The organism is Kosakonia sp. YIM B13588 (assembly GCF_042788165.1).
Taxonomy (GTDB): domain Bacteria; phylum Pseudomonadota; class Gammaproteobacteria; order Enterobacterales; family Enterobacteriaceae; genus Kosakonia; species Kosakonia sacchari.
Map to the genome: position 1 here is coordinate 168,583 of NZ_JBHZPO010000002.1, position 17,171 is coordinate 185,753.

General features: G+C 54.1%; 12 protein-coding genes and 1 pseudogene. 5 read left to right on the top strand and 8 right to left on the bottom strand.

Annotated features, from left to right (window positions below; all coding sequences use genetic code 11):
• The first annotated feature begins 11 nt into the window (after window positions 1-11).
• Window positions 12-2,303, top strand: coding sequence for an ATP-dependent Clp protease ATP-binding subunit ClpA (gene clpA / locus ACFX4U_RS06555; protein ID WP_017456165.1), 2,292 nt, complete (start codon window positions 12-14; stop codon window positions 2,301-2,303).
• A 66-nt stretch (window positions 2,304-2,369) separates the two neighbouring features.
• On the opposite strand, the pseudogene ACFX4U_RS06560 reads toward clpA, so the two are convergent.
• The 8 genes and pseudogenes from ACFX4U_RS06560 to trxB form a co-directional block, all read right to left on the bottom strand.
• Window positions 2,370-2,926: pseudogene (locus ACFX4U_RS06560) on the bottom strand (diguanylate cyclase); the annotation flags it as partial.
• A gap of 7 nt (window positions 2,927-2,933) precedes the next feature.
• Window positions 2,934-3,398, bottom strand: coding sequence for an RES family NAD+ phosphorylase (locus tag ACFX4U_RS06565; protein WP_305736568.1), 465 nt, complete (start codon window positions 3,396-3,398; stop codon window positions 2,934-2,936).
• Window positions 3,395-3,838: an antitoxin Xre/MbcA/ParS toxin-binding domain-containing protein gene (locus ACFX4U_RS06570; protein WP_017456167.1), complete on the bottom strand. Its 444-nt coding sequence runs from the start codon at window positions 3,836-3,838 to the stop codon at window positions 3,395-3,397. Before ACFX4U_RS06570 ends, ACFX4U_RS06565 begins: the two co-directional genes overlap by 4 nt.
• 156 nt (window positions 3,839-3,994) lie before the next feature.
• Window positions 3,995-4,213: a translation initiation factor IF-1 gene (gene infA, locus ACFX4U_RS06575; protein WP_001040187.1), complete on the bottom strand. Its 219-nt coding sequence runs from the start codon at window positions 4,211-4,213 to the stop codon at window positions 3,995-3,997.
• Between the two features lie 288 nt (window positions 4,214-4,501).
• Complete coding sequence (aat, locus tag ACFX4U_RS06580; protein ID WP_200553088.1) at window positions 4,502-5,203, bottom strand: leucyl/phenylalanyl-tRNA--protein transferase; 702 nt, start codon at window positions 5,201-5,203, stop codon at window positions 4,502-4,504.
• A gap of 106 nt (window positions 5,204-5,309) precedes the next feature.
• Complete coding sequence (cydC, locus tag ACFX4U_RS06585) at window positions 5,310-7,031, bottom strand: cysteine/glutathione ABC transporter ATP-binding protein/permease CydC (protein WP_313508232.1); 1,722 nt, start codon at window positions 7,029-7,031, stop codon at window positions 5,310-5,312.
• Window positions 7,032-8,798 carry a cysteine/glutathione ABC transporter permease/ATP-binding protein CydD gene (gene cydD / locus ACFX4U_RS06590; protein WP_313508233.1) on the bottom strand — a complete coding sequence of 589 codons (1,767 nt, stop codon included), beginning with the start codon at window positions 8,796-8,798 and terminating at the stop codon, window positions 7,032-7,034. It abuts the gene before it with no gap.
• Window positions 8,799-8,913: 115 nt separating this feature from the next.
• A complete protein-coding gene (trxB, locus tag ACFX4U_RS06595) occupies window positions 8,914-9,879 on the bottom strand; it encodes a thioredoxin-disulfide reductase (RefSeq protein ID WP_305736564.1) in 966 nt (321 codons plus the stop codon).
• 552 nt (window positions 9,880-10,431) lie between these two features.
• Between trxB and lrp the strand changes: the two genes are divergently transcribed.
• From lrp to rarA, 4 genes are all read left to right on the top strand, one after another.
• A complete protein-coding gene (lrp, locus tag ACFX4U_RS06600) occupies window positions 10,432-10,926 on the top strand; it encodes a leucine-responsive transcriptional regulator Lrp (RefSeq protein ID WP_000228469.1) in 495 nt (164 codons plus the stop codon).
• Between the two features lie 120 nt (window positions 10,927-11,046).
• Entirely contained in the window at window positions 11,047-15,066 is a 4,020-nt protein-coding gene (ftsK, locus tag ACFX4U_RS06605; RefSeq protein WP_349350595.1) for a DNA translocase FtsK, read from the top strand.
• Window positions 15,067-15,185: 119 nt separating this feature from the next.
• On the top strand, window positions 15,186-15,797 hold the full coding sequence (gene lolA / locus ACFX4U_RS06610) for an outer membrane lipoprotein chaperone LolA (RefSeq protein ID WP_045506659.1): 612 nt from the start codon (window positions 15,186-15,188) through the stop codon (window positions 15,795-15,797).
• Between the two features lie 9 nt (window positions 15,798-15,806).
• Complete coding sequence (rarA, locus tag ACFX4U_RS06615) at window positions 15,807-17,150, top strand: replication-associated recombination protein RarA (RefSeq protein WP_017456176.1); 1,344 nt, start codon at window positions 15,807-15,809, stop codon at window positions 17,148-17,150.
• Window positions 17,151-17,171 lie beyond the last annotated feature (21 nt).

A 17,171-nucleotide genomic window follows, 5' to 3' on the forward strand; every position in this document is an offset into this window, starting at 1 on the left:
GGGAGGTGCCTATGCTCAATCAAGAACTGGAACTCAGTTTAAACATGGCTTTCGCCAGAGCGCGCGAGCACCGACATGAGTTTATGACCGTCGAGCACTTGTTACTGGCGCTGCTCAGTAACCCATCTGCCCGCGAAGCGCTGGAAGCGTGTTCAGTGGACCTGGTGGCGCTGCGGCAGGAACTCGAAGCCTTCATCGAACAAACCACACCCGTTCTACCCATGAGCGAAGAGGAGCGCGACACGCAGCCGACGCTCAGCTTCCAGCGTGTTCTTCAGCGCGCGGTGTTTCACGTTCAGTCATCCGGGCGCAGCGAAGTGTCCGGCGCGAACGTGCTGGTTGCCATTTTTAGCGAGCAGGAGTCGCAAGCGGCTTATCTGCTGCGCAAACATGAAGTAAGCCGCCTTGATGTGGTGAACTTTATCTCTCACGGCACGCGTAAAGACGAGCCAGGCCCATCATCTGACGCCACTGGCAGCAGCAGTAGCGGGCAGGTGAACAGCGAAGAGCAGGCAGGAGGGGAGGAACGTATGGAAAACTTCACCACCAACCTTAATCAGCTTGCTCGTGTGGGAGGAATCGACCCGCTGATTGGCCGTGGTAAAGAGCTTGAGCGTGCGATTCAAGTTCTGTGTCGCCGTCGTAAAAACAACCCGCTGCTGGTGGGCGAATCCGGCGTAGGTAAAACTGCCATCGCCGAAGGGCTGGCGTGGCGTATTGTGCAGGGTGATGTGCCGGAAGTTATGGCTGATTGCACAATTTACTCGCTGGATATCGGTTCCTTGCTGGCCGGTACCAAATACCGTGGCGATTTCGAAAAACGCTTCAAGGCGTTGCTGAAACAACTTGAGCAGGACAATAACAGCATTCTGTTTATCGATGAGATCCATACCATCATCGGTGCAGGCGCTGCGTCTGGTGGGCAAGTGGATGCCGCAAACCTGATCAAACCGCTGCTTTCCAGCGGTAAAATCCGCGTCATGGGTTCCACCACTTATCAGGAATTCAGCAATATCTTTGAAAAAGATCGCGCACTGGCGCGTCGCTTCCAGAAAATTGATATTACTGAGCCGTCCGTTGAGGAAACGGTGCAGATTATCAATGGCCTGAAACCGAAATACGAAGCGCACCACGATGTACGTTACACGGCGAAAGCGGTACGTGCGGCGGTAGAGCTGGCGGTGAAATACATCAATGATCGCCACCTTCCGGATAAAGCGATCGATGTTATCGACGAAGCGGGCGCGCGTGCGCGTCTGATGCCGGTAAGCAAGCGCAAGAAAACCGTTAACGTGGCGGATATCGAATCGGTGGTGGCCCGTATCGCGCGTATTCCTGAGAAGAGCGTTTCTCAGAGCGACCGCGACACGCTGAAAAATCTTGGCGATCGCCTGAAAATGCTGGTGTTCGGTCAGGATAAAGCCATTGAGGCGTTAACCGAAGCCATCAAAATGAGCCGTGCAGGGCTGGGGCAAGACCATAAACCGGTCGGTTCCTTCTTGTTTGCTGGCCCAACCGGCGTGGGTAAAACCGAGGTGACAGTGCAACTGTCGAAAGCGCTGGGCATTGAGCTGCTGCGTTTTGATATGTCCGAATATATGGAACGTCATACTGTCAGCCGCTTGATTGGTGCGCCTCCGGGCTATGTGGGCTTTGATCAGGGCGGTCTGTTGACCGACGCGGTGATCAAACATCCGCACGCGGTGCTGCTGCTTGATGAAATCGAAAAAGCGCATCCGGACGTCTTTAACCTGCTGTTGCAGGTGATGGATAACGGAACGCTGACCGATAACAACGGGCGCAAAGCTGATTTCCGCAATGTGGTGCTGGTCATGACCACCAACGCCGGGGTGCGCGAAACCGAGCGTAAATCCATTGGTCTTATCCACCAGGATAACAGCACCGATGCGATGGAAGAGATCAAGAAGATCTTTACGCCGGAGTTCCGCAACCGTCTGGACAACATTATCTGGTTCGATCACTTGTCGACTGAGGTGATCCATCAGGTGGTCGACAAATTTATTGTCGAACTCCAGGTGCAGTTGGATCAGAAAGGTGTATCGCTGGAAGTCAGCCAGGAAGCTCGCGACTGGCTGGCAGAGAAAGGATACGACCGCGCAATGGGCGCTCGCCCGATGGCGCGTGTTATCCAGGACAACCTGAAAAAACCGCTGGCCAACGAACTTCTGTTCGGTTCGCTGGTTGATGGTGGCCAGGTCACCGTAACGCTGAATAAAGAGAAAAATGAGCTGGAGTACGGCTTCCAGAGTGCGCAGAAGCACAAACCGGAAGCGGCACATTAATCTTTGCGATTCAGGTCTAAAACCGGGTGATATCAGCCCGGTTTTTTTATGTCTGCAAAAGCAGCTTCAAATTTCTCTGGTTTCAATACGACTGCGCCCGTGGCTTTTAGCGGCATAAAGCGCACGATGAGCTTTATCAATTAAGCGTTTGTAATCCGGGTGGTAATCGGACCCGGCGGTGCCGAGGTTAATGGTGACCGAAAAATGTTGTGCCGGTGCAACTTCAATCGTCAGTGTGGCAATTTTCTGCCGCAGCGCTTCCAGAATGATCTTCGCTTGTAACAGGTCAGATTCGACCAGCAGCACCATAATCTCTTCTCCGTCATAGCGGAAAACGTAACTACTGCTGCGGAAATGATCGTAGATGACAGCGGCTACTGTTTTGAGCGTCGTATCGCCCGCGCTGTGCCTGGAGCTGTCGTTGATTCTCTTACAGTGATCAATACCAGCATTGCCAGAATAAAGGGTTTACGCACATTTAGTGCCAGCGAGATCTCGTGGCGCATAATGGTGGGAATAAAGCGGCGGTTAAGCAGTTGCGTCAGCGGATCTTTACCATTTTCCAGCTCTCCCAGCGTATCGAACATCGCGGCTAGCAGGTGGTGGATTTGTCCGGTAAGTTGCCCAAAATTACACGTTTGCCAGGCGTGGATCGAAAGAGAAAGGAAGCTCTTTTACGGTTTTTAGCAGCTTATTAAAAGCAGGATGAAGCGGGTTAAGAATCGCATTATTCTCAAGCGGAATAACGCATGACGGCAGCACCAGCGCGACGGCGCTGTTGGCTTCCAGCCAGGTGGTACCTAAATCCATTGTCGAAAGCGGTGCCGGGTTTTCCTGCCAGTCTGGCGGTAGCCATTGCTTATCCAGATGTTCAATATCCTTGTCAGGGATCTCAATACTGAACAGCCCATACTGGTTCAGAACCGTGTCGCTGTGCACATGTACCAGCATTTCGAGTGCGGCAAGTGAAACGGACGAAGCGACGTAAACCGCCGGATGACCCTTGTGATTCCAGCGCCCGCCATAAAGATTTGCACCGCTGCCTGTCCAGGCTTCGCTGGCGTAGCGGCGCGTTACCAGTCGATAGAAGATCACGCAAACACTCCATGCTCCAGCCTGCCGAGCAGGTCGGTCACTTCCAGCGCGCCACTTTCGGTGGCAATCAGCGAAATCGGCGCTACGTTGCCAAGGCCGCGAATGGGGGTTTCCAGCCAGTCCCACGCCATCTTTTTGCTACCGAAAAACTGTACCGCAGCATCAACAACTCTGACTAAACGTGCAATGCGCTCACTTTCTTCCGGCGTGAGTGTACGACCGGCACTTTTGCGACGCGCAACATTGCGTTCATTGATACCTGTGACGCGCAGAATGTCGGAGCGGGACATTTCCGTCCATTCATGAATATTGTCGAGAATGCTGACAGGCAAACCTTCGTTCAGCATCTGAACGAGCTTTAAACCTCTGTTAGCGGGGAAACCGGCAAAGCGCCAGAGCGCATTTTCGACCGGTTTTTGATCCGGACTCCAGGTTCTCATTTTTCCTCCCATGTGATGACATTTGTCATGTTTGATTATAGACAATTGTCGTTATTGGTTAAAGTCTAATCAGGAAGGATAGGCGTAAGAAAAACAAAAGGCCGGGGGTTACCCGGCCTTCAAAACAGGTGCACTTAGCTGTGCTGATGGAAGATCTTAGCGGCTACGGAAGACAATGCGGCCTTTGCTCAGGTCGTACGGGGTCAGTTCCACAGTCACTTTATCGCCCGTCAGAATGCGGATGTAGTTTTTACGCATTTTACCGGAGATATGCGCAGTGACCACGTGACCGTTTTCCAGTTCTACGCGGAACATCGTATTAGGTAACGTTTCAAGAACGGTACCCTGCATTTCAATATTGTCTTCTTTGGCCATCTAATCCTCGGGGGTATCACTACCATAATTTTTGAACCGGCAAGATAATGCCGAAGTTCGTCTGTTAAGTAAAGATTTGCGCTGATAAAACGCAGCAAAACGACTTTTGCCAGTTACCCTCATGCCACAGCCAGGACGCGCTAAAAGCGCAACCGTAAAGGGGAGCGGTGGAGTAAAGCGAAGGGCATCCCTGATACGAACAATTCCCGGATGGGGCGGGGCAACAGGCAAAAGCTGCTCTGAGCGTCCATTATAACACCCTGATAAAAAATGTGCCGAAAACATTCTTCAGAGCGATGAAAACAGCGTCCGGGGCACCCAGAAGTGAGAAGGGAGAGGCAATTTGCGCATTTTCTCGAGATGTAAAAGGTAATCCCGACGCGGGATCTCAATGGCTCCGAGCGACGCAGTATGGCTGTTCAGGACCTGGCAATCAATTAACTCGCCGCCCATGCGTACAAATTCGCCGCTGAAAACAAGCAACGCTGTTTTGGAGGCATTTACACGGCGACTAAACATTGATTCACCGCAAAACAGCGCACCTTGCGATACGCCATACATACCACCCACCAGCTCGTTACCTTCCCAGACTTCAATCGAGTGCGCATGCCCAAGCTCATGGAGGCGATGATAAGCCATCACCACGTCAGGCGTGATCCACGTGCCCTCATCGCGATCCTGCGAGCAGCCATCGATCACCTGGCCAAAAGCATGATTCAGCGTTACGCGATAGGGAGAGGTTTTATGAAAACGCTTCATACTGCGGCTGACATGGAATGTGTCCGGCCACAGTACGGCACGCGGATCGGGCGACCACCACAGGATTGGGTCGCCAGGCGAGAACCAGGGGAAGATGCCGCGCTGGTAGGCCATCAACAGACGCGCCGGGCTGAGATCACCGCCCAGCGCCAGCAGTCCATTGGGTTCACGCAACGCCGCTTCGGGCGAAGGAAAAGCGATAGAATGACGAGAGAGCTGCACCAGGCGCATGACTTCTGTGCTCCACAACGCGACAAGGGACCCTACTTACTATCGTCATTTTGGCCGTTCCACTTTAGCGTTGCCGTTACAGAAACGGCAAAATGACGAATAGCCACTACAGACGCTGCTTAAACTGGTAGTACCGACCCTGTTTCGCCATTAACGCTGCGTGATTACCTTGCTCAATTATTTGCCCGTTGTCCATCACAATTATCCGATCGCAACGCGCCAGCCCGCGCAGACGGTGTGTGACCATCAGCAGGGTTTTGCCTTTCATCACTTCGCCCAATAATTCAAGGATTTGGCTCTCGGTTGCGGCATCAAGACCTTCGGTCGGTTCGTCCAGAAGCACCAGCGGGGCATCATGCAATAACGCACGAGCAATCGCCAGACGGCGTAGTTCACCACCGGATAGCTGGCGTCCACCTTCGCCGAGCCAGGCATTCAGACCATTATCCTCAAGCAGTTTTTCCAGCCCAACGCGGGTTAGTATCGCACTTAGTGTGTCGTCATCGGCCTGTGGTGACGCCAGCAACAAGTTATCACGCAGTGTCGCGCTGAAAAGATGTACGCGCTGGGGCACCATACTGATAAATTTGCGTAAATCAGCTTCCGCAAAGCTAGCAAGCGGCTGGTCATTGAGACGAATCTCACCTTGCTGCGGATCCCATGCGCGCGTCAGTAATTGCAATAACGTGGATTTGCCGCACCCGGTTCGGCCAAGGATTGCCACATGTTCTCCGGCGGCAATCGATAAAGAAATTGAGTCCAGCGCACACTGTGGCTGGCCGGGATAGTTAAACGTCAGGGCATCGAATTGCACGGCGACATCTGTTGGCGCGGCGGCACTATTTTGCGGGAACGTCACTTCCGGCTGGCATTCCGTTACCTGCGTGATGCGTATGGCGGAAGCAATAACCTGCCCCAGGTGCTGGAATGCACCGGTTACCGGGGCCAGCGCTTCGAAAGCCGCAAGCGCACAGAAGACAAACAGCGCAATCAATGCACCGGGCTGCGTGTTACCACCAATATCGGCGGACGCAAACCACAGCATAACCAACACTGCCGCGCCGCTGATGAGTAGCATTACGGCTTGCGAGACGGCACTCAGATCGGACTGACGGCGCTGGGCGTCATGCCAACTAAGTTCGGTGTTCTCTAACTGTGCACGATACCGTTGGCTGGCACCAAAAATGGTTAACTCCGCCTGGCCTTGCAGCCAGTTGGTTAATTGCTGGCGATACTCCCCGCGCAGAGCGGTCAGGTTTTCGCCGGTCGGTTTGCCCGCGCGGTAAAATAACGGCGGCAGGATAATCAAGGTTGCCAGCATGATACCGCCCAACATCAGCGCCAGCGGTATGTCCAGTACGCTTAAACCCAGGGTGACAACAATGATCACCACCAGTGCACCAACCAGCGGGGAGATCACGCGCAGGTAAAGGTGGTCAAGCGTGTCGACATCGGCGACGACACGGTTCAATAGCTCGCCCTGGCGAAAACGCGCCAGCCCGGCAGGGGAGAGGGGGAGCAGTTTACTGAATGTCGAAACGCGCAAATGTTCCAGAACGCGAAACGTCGCATCATGGCTGACCAGTCGTTCAAAATAGCGCCCGGCCGTACGAATAATCGCTGCGCCACGCACACCGGCGGCGGGCAGCATATAGTTAAAACTGTAGATCCCCGCGACACCAACCACGGCGCACGCAGAGAGGAACCAGCCGGAGAGCGTAAGCAAGCTAATGCTGGCCAGCAAAGTGATAACGGCGAGGATAACGCCGAGCATCAACATCCACTTGTGGCGTTTATACAGTGCGAGATAAGGCAGTAATGCGCGCATTTAAATCTCCTCCTGGCGATGGGCGAGGAGATCTGCAAAAATCCCCTGCGCAGCAGCGAGTTCGGCGTAGCTGCCTTGTTCCATAATCTGGCCATCCTGCATTACCCAGATAGCATCCCAGTCGGCCAGGTTTTCTAACTGGTGCGTCACCATCAAGGTCGTTTGCTGGCGCGAAGCATCGGTAAGTGCCTGCATCACGCGTTGCTCACTGTGGGCATCAAGGCTGGCGGAAGGTTCGTCCAGTAGCAGCAGTTTGCAGGGAGAGAGCAGCGCACGGGCAACGGCTACGCGCTGCGCCTGACCAACGGAGAGACGTACCGCCTGATCGCCAGGCTGTGTCTCCAGCCCCTCTGGCAGCAGTGGCAGAAACTCGCTGACCCAGGCTTTATCCAGAACGGTTTGCAGCTCTGCATCGCTGGCAGTGGGGCGTGACAGCAACACATTTTCGCGCAATGTGGTGGCGGGAAGTTGCGGATTTTGCCCAACCCAGCTTATCGCTTCGCGCCAGCTATCCGGATCTAACTCATTCAGTTCGACGCCGTTAACACGCAATGAACCTTCATAAGGCAGAAAACCAGAAAGCACATTGATCAGCGAACTCTTGCCGGAGCCGCTTCTTCCTACCACCACAACGCGCTGTCCGGCAGGCAGGGAAAAGTTGAGCGGCCCGGCGAGTACTGCGCCTTCGGCGGATTTCAGCAGCAAATCACTCGCCGTTAACGTTACCGGCTCATCGGTTTTCAGCGTAATATCCCCTCGCTGCGGATGTGCGAGCGGTGCTTCCATAAACGTTTTCAGGCTATCCGCTGCGCCAATCGCCTGGGCTTTAGCGTGATAAAAGGTACCGAGATCGCGTAGCGGCTGGAAGAACTCGGGCGCCAAAATTAACGTGAGAAAACCAGCGAACAAGGTTACGCCAGCCCCGTAGTGACCAAAATTCAGCTCGCCAAGATAGGAAAAACCGAAATAGACCGCCACCAACGCAATCGATAACGAGGTGAAGAACTCCAGCACACCGGAAGACAAGAAGGCCATGCGCAGTACTTCCATGGTTCGGCTGCGAAAATCCTGCGAGGCTTGACGAATATTTTCTGTTTCCGCCGCGCCCCGGCCAAAAATGCGCAATGTTTCCATCCCACGTAAGCGGTCAAGGAAATGACCGCTCAGGCGCGCCAGCGCTTTAAAGTTACGGCGGTTGGCGTCCGCCGCGCCCATACCAACCATTGCCATAAAGAGCGGAATTAACGGAGCTGTACCCAGCAATATGAGCGCCGCTGCCCAGTTAATTGGGAACAGGGTGATAACAATCAGCAGCGGTACGCTCGCCGCCAGCGCCATTTGCGGCAAGTAGCGGGCATAGAAATCGTGCATATCATCGATTTGCTCAAGTATCAGCGTGGCCCAGCTTCCGGCGGGTTTCCCTTGGATCCACGCCGGGCCAGCCTGATGCAGGCGATCAAGGACCTGACGACGTATTTCGAAGCGAATATGCGCACCTGCATGGAAACCGATACGTTCTCGCAGCCAGATCACCCAACTGCGCAGGATAAAAATCAGGACCAGCAGGATGAACGGCAGTAACAGGGCTTCGCGCGGGATATTCTCCACAATCATATGGTTCAAAATACGCGCCATAATCCAGGCTTGCGCGACGATCAGTACGCCGCTGACCACGCCGAGCAGACGGGAGAGCGTCAGCCAGCGACGGGAAATAATACTTTGCTGTTTTAACCAGCGGGTCAGTTCTTGTTTACGGGTTTTATTCATTGCGCGCTTTGCAGGTGAAGTTATCGGATTTTTGAGCTGGCGCAATGTTACATCGGGGCAAAAATAAAGGCGACTTATAGTCGCCTTTTTTACCTTTGTTACTGAGTTGTAAAGATTATTTACGTTCAGCAAGCCCGTCGAGATAGCGTTCTGCATCCAGCGCTGCCATACAGCCTGTGCCCGCAGAAGTGATCGCCTGACGGTAAATATGATCCATGACATCACCGGCAGCAAAGACGCCAGGAACGCTGGTTTGCGTGGCATTGCCATGAATACCGGACTGCACTTTGATGTAGCCGTTTTCCAGCGCCAGTTGACCTTCAAAGATGGCCGTGTTCGGACTGTGACCAATAGCCACAAACAGACCTGCAACCTCCAGCGATTCGACGTTGTCCGCATTCTGCGTATCGCGCAGGCGCAGGCCGGTAACGCCCATCTGGTCGCCCGTTACCTCTTCCAGCGTACGGTGGGTGTGCAATACGATATTGCCGCTTTCCACTTTATCCATCAGGCGCTTGATGAGGATTTTTTCCGCGCGGAAGGTGTCACGGCGATGGATCAGATGCACTTCAGAGGCAATATTTGCCAGATACAGCGCTTCTTCCACTGCGGTGTTACCGCCGCCAATCACCGCGACTTTCTGGTTGCGGTAGAAGAAACCGTCGCAGGTTGCACAGGCGGAAACGCCGCGGCCTTTGAACGCTTCTTCAGACGCCAGACCCAAATAACGCGCAGACGCGCCCGTGGCAATAATCAATGCGTCGCAGGTGTACTCGCCGCTGTCGCCAGTCAGGCGGAACGGGCGATTTTGCAAATCCACGCTGTTGATATGATCGAAAATGATTTCGGTATCAAATTTGGTGGCATGCTCATGCATGCGTTCCATTAGCAGTGGCCCGGTCAGATCGTGCGGGTCACCCGGCCAGTTTTCCACTTCAGTGGTGGTGGTGAGCTGGCCGCCTTTTTCCATACCGGTAATCAGCACCGGCTGCAGGTTTGCGCGCGCAGCATAGACCGCAGCGGTATAACCGGCAGGGCCTGAACCAAGGATAAGCAGCTTACTGTGTTTGGCCGTACCCATGAGATCCTCATTGTTGTTTGGCAGACATTGGGCTGGATTGTAGGGAATTTACCGGCGTAAAAAAAGGGTGCAGCGATTTTGTTAACAATATGTGTAATAGAAAGGACCGATGGCTGAAGGGCTGGTAACCGCCTAAATATAATAATTCCTACTGAAAAAGGGGCAGTTATAAGGTGATAAAATGATGATTAGGGAACGACCCTGATGAATATCTGGCATGTTGTACTAAAAAAAGATGTTTTGCTTTGACAATCCCCTGCGCATTTGCGAAAACATCAAAGGAAGAAAAAAAGCAGTGTTTCGCGCGTGATCCAAATTCATGCATGTAAATGCCATTTTTACCGGGCTAGCGAAATCTACGTATGGCGTGGACAGACGCCATTCGTGATATCGATAGCTGCCTCCGGCAACGGTCTTCTCAATACTGCCCCTGGGATTACGTGACGCGCTAATTTAATTACGCGCCGCGTAGCGCGACGGGCAAAGACTCTGAACAGTGAAGTGCACAGGGTCAAGACAGGAGTAGGGAAGGAATACAGAGAGACAATAATAATGGTAGATAGCAAGAAGCGCCCTGGCAAAGATCTCGACCGCATCGATCGTAATATTCTGAACGAATTGCAAAAAGATGGGCGTATTTCCAACGTCGAGCTTTCTAAACGAGTGGGGCTTTCCCCAACGCCATGCCTTGAGCGTGTGCGCAGGCTGGAAAGACAAGGGTTTATTCAGGGCTATACGGCGCTGCTGAACCCGCATTATCTGGATGCATCACTTCTGGTATTTGTTGAGATTACTCTGAATCGTGGCGCGCCGGATGTGTTTGAACAATTCAATGCTGCCGTGCAAAAACTTGAAGAGATTCAAGAGTGTCATCTGGTTTCAGGCGATTTCGACTACCTGTTGAAGACGCGTGTGCCGGATATGTCGGCTTACCGCAAACTGTTAGGGGAAACCCTGCTGCGTCTGCCTGGCGTTAACGACACCCGCACATATGTGGTAATGGAAGAAGTCAAACAGAGCAATCGTCTGGTAATTAAGACGCGCTAATACGGAACAGGTGCAAAATCGCTGTTTTTTGATTACACTCCTGTTAATCCATACAGCAACAGTGCCGGGGAGACCCGGCGCTGTTGTCCGTTTTAGCATCAAGGACCTGGAGAGCCTGTCTTGAGCCAGGAATACACCGAAGACAAAGAAGTCACACTGACCAAGTTAAGCAGCGGACGTCGACTCCTGGAGGCGTTGCTGATCCTCGTTTCACTTTCTGCCGTCTGGTTAATGGCAGCGCTTCTCAGCTTTAACCCGTCCGATCCCAGTTGGTCGCAAACGGCCTGGCATGAGCCTATTCATAATCTTGGCGGTGTGCCCGGCGCATGGCTTGCCGATACGCTGTTTTTCATTTTTGGCATCATGGCTTATACCATTCCGGTGATCATTATCGGCGGCTGCTGGTTTGCTTATCGCCATCGGGCCAGTGAAGACTATATCGACTATTTTGCCGTATCGCTGCGCATGATTGGCGCGCTGGCGCTGATCCTCACTTCTTGTGGTCTGGCTGCGATTAATGCAGATGATATTTGGTATTTCGCCTCCGGCGGCGTCATTGGCAGCTTGCTAAGTACTACGCTACAACCCTTGTTGCGTAGCAGCGGCGGTACACTGGCGCTGCTCTGTATCTGGGCCGCCGGTTTGACGTTATTCACCGGGTGGTCATGGGTGACCATTGCCGAAAAAATCGGCAGTGTGATCCTTAACATTCTCACTTTTGCCAGTAATCGTACCCGTCGTGATGACACCTGGGTCGATGACGAAGAGTATGAAGAGGATGATGAAGATAAAGGTGATATGGACGCGCCGCGTGAATCTCGTCGTACCCGTATTCTGCGTGGCGCACTGGCGCGGCGAAAACGCGTTGCCGAAAAGTTTGCGAATCCGATGGGGCGCAAAACGGATGAGGCGTTGTTCTCCGGTAAGCGGATGGATGACGATGAAGACGATATTGCTTATAGCGCTCGCGGCATCCCTGCGGATGCTGACGACGTGTTGTTCTCCGGGCATCGCGCAACTGAATCTGAACAGGAATACGATCCGCTGCTCAATGGTCGCAGCATAACGGCACCCGTGGCCGCCGCCGCTGCTGCAACGACTGTCGCTGCGCAGGCTTATGCCGCGCCGGTTGATCCGGTTGTGCAGGCACCGCAGGAAATTGAATGGCCCTATGCGCAGCCGCCTGTACAGCAGGCCGCTGCGCATCATCCAGAGCCAGATGAGCAGAACTCTTTAGCATATTATCAGTCTGTATCAAACCCGTCGGTTTCACAGGAAGCTGCATATCCGTCTGCTCAATACGCAGAACCACAGTGGCAGCAGCCTGTCGCACAGGATAGCTGGACGCCAGAAGCTCCGGTGACGGCACAGCCGCAAGATGAAGATATTTATACGCAGCCAGTACACGATCCGCTGCCATGGCAGGCTGAGCCGCAGCCGCAGATCTCCCCTGCGCCAGAACGCGTAGTTGAGCCTGAACCTGTAGTTGAAGAAGTGAAACAGACTCGTCCACCGCTCTATTACTTCGAAGAAGTAGAGGAGAAACGTGCACGCGAGCGTGAGCAGCTGGCGGCGTGGTATCAGCCGATTCCTGAGCCCGAAAATAGTGAACCGGTCTCGAAACCCGTTTCGCCGACTATGCCATCGATACCGCCGGTTGAAGCCACTGTTGCACCAGTAGCAGCCGGAGTACAGCAGGCCGCCAGTAGTGTCGCCGCGGCAACAACTGCCGCAGGTCCGGTGTTCAGCCTTGCAACTGGTGGCACACCGCGTCCGCAAGTAAAAGAGGGAATTGGCCCGCAGCTTCCGCGCCCGAACCGGGTCCGTGTACCGACGCGCCGTGAGCTGGCTTCTTATGGCATTAAACTACCGTCTCAGCGGATGGCCGAAGAGCGCGCGCGCGAAGAAGATGAAACGCGTCATCATCATGATCAATTCACCGAAGACGATGCTGATATGCTGCAACAGGATGAACTGGCTCGCCAGTTTGCCGCCACGCAGCACGATCGCTACGGTAACGGATTCCAGCATGAGACGCCGCAATTCCAGTCGCAGCATGCTGTATCGAGTGAAGAAGACGCCGAAGAGGCGGAACTCGCGCGTCAGTTCGCTGCGTCGCAGCAGCAGCGGTATGCGGGTGAACAACCTGCCGGAACGCAGGCGTTTATGCCTGAGGACTTTGCGTTCTCACCAATGAAGGCGCTGGTAGATGATGGCCCAGGCGAACCGCTGTTTACACCTGGCGTAATGCCGGAGCAGGAACCGCCTGCAGTGCAGCATCACCAACAACCGCAGCAGCATTATCAGCAGGCAGCTCACCAACCTGTTGCACAGCCGCAGCATTATCAGCAGCCGGCGCATCAACCTGTTGCACAACCGCAGCATTATCAGCAGCCAGCTCACCAACCTGGTGCGCAGCCGCAGCATTATCAGCAGCCGGCGCATCAACCTGCTGCACAACCGCAGCATTATCAGCAGCCGGCGCATCAACCTGCTGCACAACCACAGCAGTATCAGCAGCCGGCTCACCAACCTGTTGCACAGCCGCAGCAGTATCAGCAGCCAGCGCAGCAACCTGTTGCACAGCCGCAAGATAGCCTGATTCACCCGTTGCTCATGCGTAATGGCGACACCCGCCCGATGCAAAAACCGACGACACCGCTGCCGTCGTTGGATTTGCTGACGCAGCCGCCAGCGGAAGCTGAACCGGTAGATACGTTTGCGCTGGAACAGATGGCGCGTCTGGTGGAAGCGAGGCTGGCGGATTTTCGCATCAAAGCTGATGTGGTCAATTATTCTCCAGGCCCGGTTATAACCCGTTTTGAGTTGAATCTTGCACCGGGCGTGAAAGCTGCGCGTATTTCGAACCTCTCCCGCGACCTGGCGCGTTCGTTGTCGACTGTTGCAGTGCGTGTGGTGGAAGTTATTCCGGGTAAACCGTACGTTGGCCTGGAACTGCCGAATAAGAAACGACAAACCGTTTACCTGCGCGAAGTGCTGGACTGCGTGAAATTCCGCGAAAACCCGTCGCCGCTGACTGTGGTGCTGGGTAAAGATATCGCGGGCGATCCGGTAATAGCTGACCTGGCGAAGATGCCGCACCTGTTGGTTGCGGGTACGACGGGTTCTGGTAAATCGGTGGGCGTTAACGCCATGATCCTCAGCATGCTGTATAAAGCGACGCCGGAAGAGGTGCGCTTTATCATGATCGACCCGAAAATGCTCGAGCTATCAGTGTATGAGGGGATCCCGCACCTGCTTACCGAAGTCGTCACCGACATGAAAGACGCTGCCAATGCTTTACGCTGGAGTGTCAACGAAATGGAGCGTCGCTACAAGCTAATGTCGGCGCTCGGTGTGCGAAACCTGGCGGGCTATAACGAGAAGATCGCTGAAGCCGCGCGTATGGGCCGCCCGATCCCGGATCCTTACTGGAAACCGGGGGACAGCATGGATGTCGAGCATCCGGTACTGGAAAAACTGCCGTATATCGTGGTGCTGGTGGATGAATTCGCCGATTTGATGATGACCGTCGGTAAGAAAGTGGAAGAGCTGATTGCGCGTCTGGCGCAAAAAGCGCGCGCTGCGGGCATTCACCTGGTGCTGGCGACCCAGCGTCCGTCAGTGGATGTCATTACCGGCCTGATTAAAGCTAATATACCGACACGTATCGCGTTTACCGTTTCGAGCAAAATCGACTCGCGTACCATCCTCGATCAGGGCGGTGCAGAATCGCTGCTGGGGATGGGGGATATGCTCTATTCCGGCCCTAACTCAACCTCCGCACCCGTGCGTGTACATGGTGCATTCGTTCGCGACCAGGAAGTGCACGCTGTTGTGCAGGACTGGAAAGCGCGCGGGCGTCCACAGTATGTCGATGGCATTACCTCGGATAGCGAAAGCGAAGGCGGTGCAGGTGGCGGTTTTGAGGGGGGAGAAGAACTGGATCCGTTATTCGATCAGGCTGTTAATTTCGTGACCGAAAAACGAAAAGCTTCTATCTCCGGCGTACAGCGCCAGTTCCGTATCGGCTATAACCGTGCAGCGCGCATCATCGAGCAGATGGAAGCGCAGGGGATTGTCAGCGAACAGGGGCATAACGGAAACCGTGAAGTGCTGGCTCCGCCGCCGTTTGACTGATTGCAAAGATATGTAACGCAATAGAAATTCAGTCTTTTCTTCTGTTGCTCCAGATACACGGTGCTTAGAGTGACAGAAGTATTCTCCCACGTCGGGAGTGACGTATTTAAGGAACAGCAATGAAAAAAGTCGCTTTGGTTTGTGCATTAATGGGGAGTTTGTTGGTCAGCAATGTCTGGGCGGATGCTTCCAGTGACCTGAAAAGCCGTCTCGATAAAGTCAGCAGCTTTCACGCTACCTTCACTCAAAAAGTGACCGACGGCAGCGGCGCTGCGGTGCAGGAAGGCCAGGGCGATCTGTGGGTGAAACGCCCGAACCTGTTTAACTGGCACATGACCCAGCCGGATGAAAGTGTTCTGGTGTCAGATGGTAAAACGCTGTGGTTCTATAACCCATTTGTTGAGCAGGCAACAGCGACCTGGCTGAAAGACGCCACGGGTAACACGCCGTTTATGCTGATTGCCCGTAATCAGGCAAGTGACTGGCAGCAGTACAATATTGAGCAGAAGGGTGACGATTTTGTGCTGACGCCGAAAGGCAACAACGGCAATCTGAAACAGTTCACTATCAACGTGGGGCGTGATGGCACTATCCATCAATTTAGCGCCATTGAGCAGGACGATCAGCGCAGCAGCTATCAGCTGAAATCGCAGCAAAACGGCACCGTTGATGCGTCTAAATTTACCTTTACCCCGCCGAAGGGCGTAACGGTTGACGATCAGCGCAAGTAAGAGGCGTGCATGAGTAACATGTCGCTCGACTTTTCCGATAATGCGTTTCAACCTCTGGCCGCACGTATGCGGCCAGAAAATTTAGCGCAGTACATTGGTCAGCAACATCTGTTTGCGCCGGGTAAGCCGCTCCCGCGCGCGATTGAAGCCGGACACTTACACTCCATGATTCTATGGGGACCGCCTGGAACGGGCAAAACCACGCTCGCCGAAGTGATTGCGCGTTATGCCAGTGCGGATGTGGAGCGCATTTCGGCAGTGACCTCCGGGGTGAAAGAGATCCGCGAAGCTATTGAGCGTGCGCGTCAAAACCGCAATGCCGGGCGCCGTACCATTCTGTTTGTCGATGAAGTTCATCGCTTTAATAAAAGCCAGCAGGACGCTTTTCTGCCGCATATTGAAGATGGCACTATCACTTTTATTGGCGCGACAACGGAAAACCCCTCTTTTGAACTCAATTCTGCATTGCTGTCTCGTGCGCGCGTTTATTTGCTTAAATCGCTGACTACCGAGGATATCGAACAGGTCTTAACGCAGGCGATGGAAGACAAAGCGCGCGGTTACGGCGGGCAGGATATTGTTCTGCCGGATGAAACCCGGCGAGCGATTGCCGAATTGGTTGGCGGTGATGCGCGCCGGGCGCTTAATACGCTTGAGATGATGGCGGATATGGCGGAACTCGACAATTCCGGCAAGCGTGTATTAAAGCCAGAACTGCTCACGGAAATTGCTGGTGAACGCAGCGCCCGCTTCGACAACAAAGGCGATCGTTTTTACGATTTGATCTCGGCGTTGCATAAATCGGTCCGCGGCAGTGCGCCGGATGCTGCGCTTTATTGGTATGCGCGAATTATTACTGCCGGTGGCGATCCTTTATATGTCGCGCGGCGTTGCCTGGCGATTGCCTCTGAAGATGTTGGCAACGCCGATCCGCGTGCGATGCAGGTCGCTATTGCCGCATGGGATTGTTTTACACGCGTTGGTCCTGCCGAAGGCGAACGTGCCATCGCGCAGGCGATTGTCTACCTTGCTTGTGCGCCGAAAAGTAATGCGGTTTATACCGCCTTCAAAGCGGCGCTGGCGGATGCGCGCGATCGCCCCGATTACGACGTGCCGGTTCATCTGCGTAATGCGCCAACCAAACTGATGAAAGAGATGGGCTACGGGCAGGAGTATCGCTACGCGCATGACGAACCCAATGCTTATGCCGCTGGGGAAGAGTATTTCCCGCAAGAACTGGCACAGACACGCTATTATCATCCCTCGACAAGAGGCCTTGAAGGTAAGATTGGTGAAAAGCTCGCCTGGCTTACCGAACAGGATCATAAAAGCCCTATAAAACGCTATCGCTAGTGCGGGCGTTGCGGTAAGGTT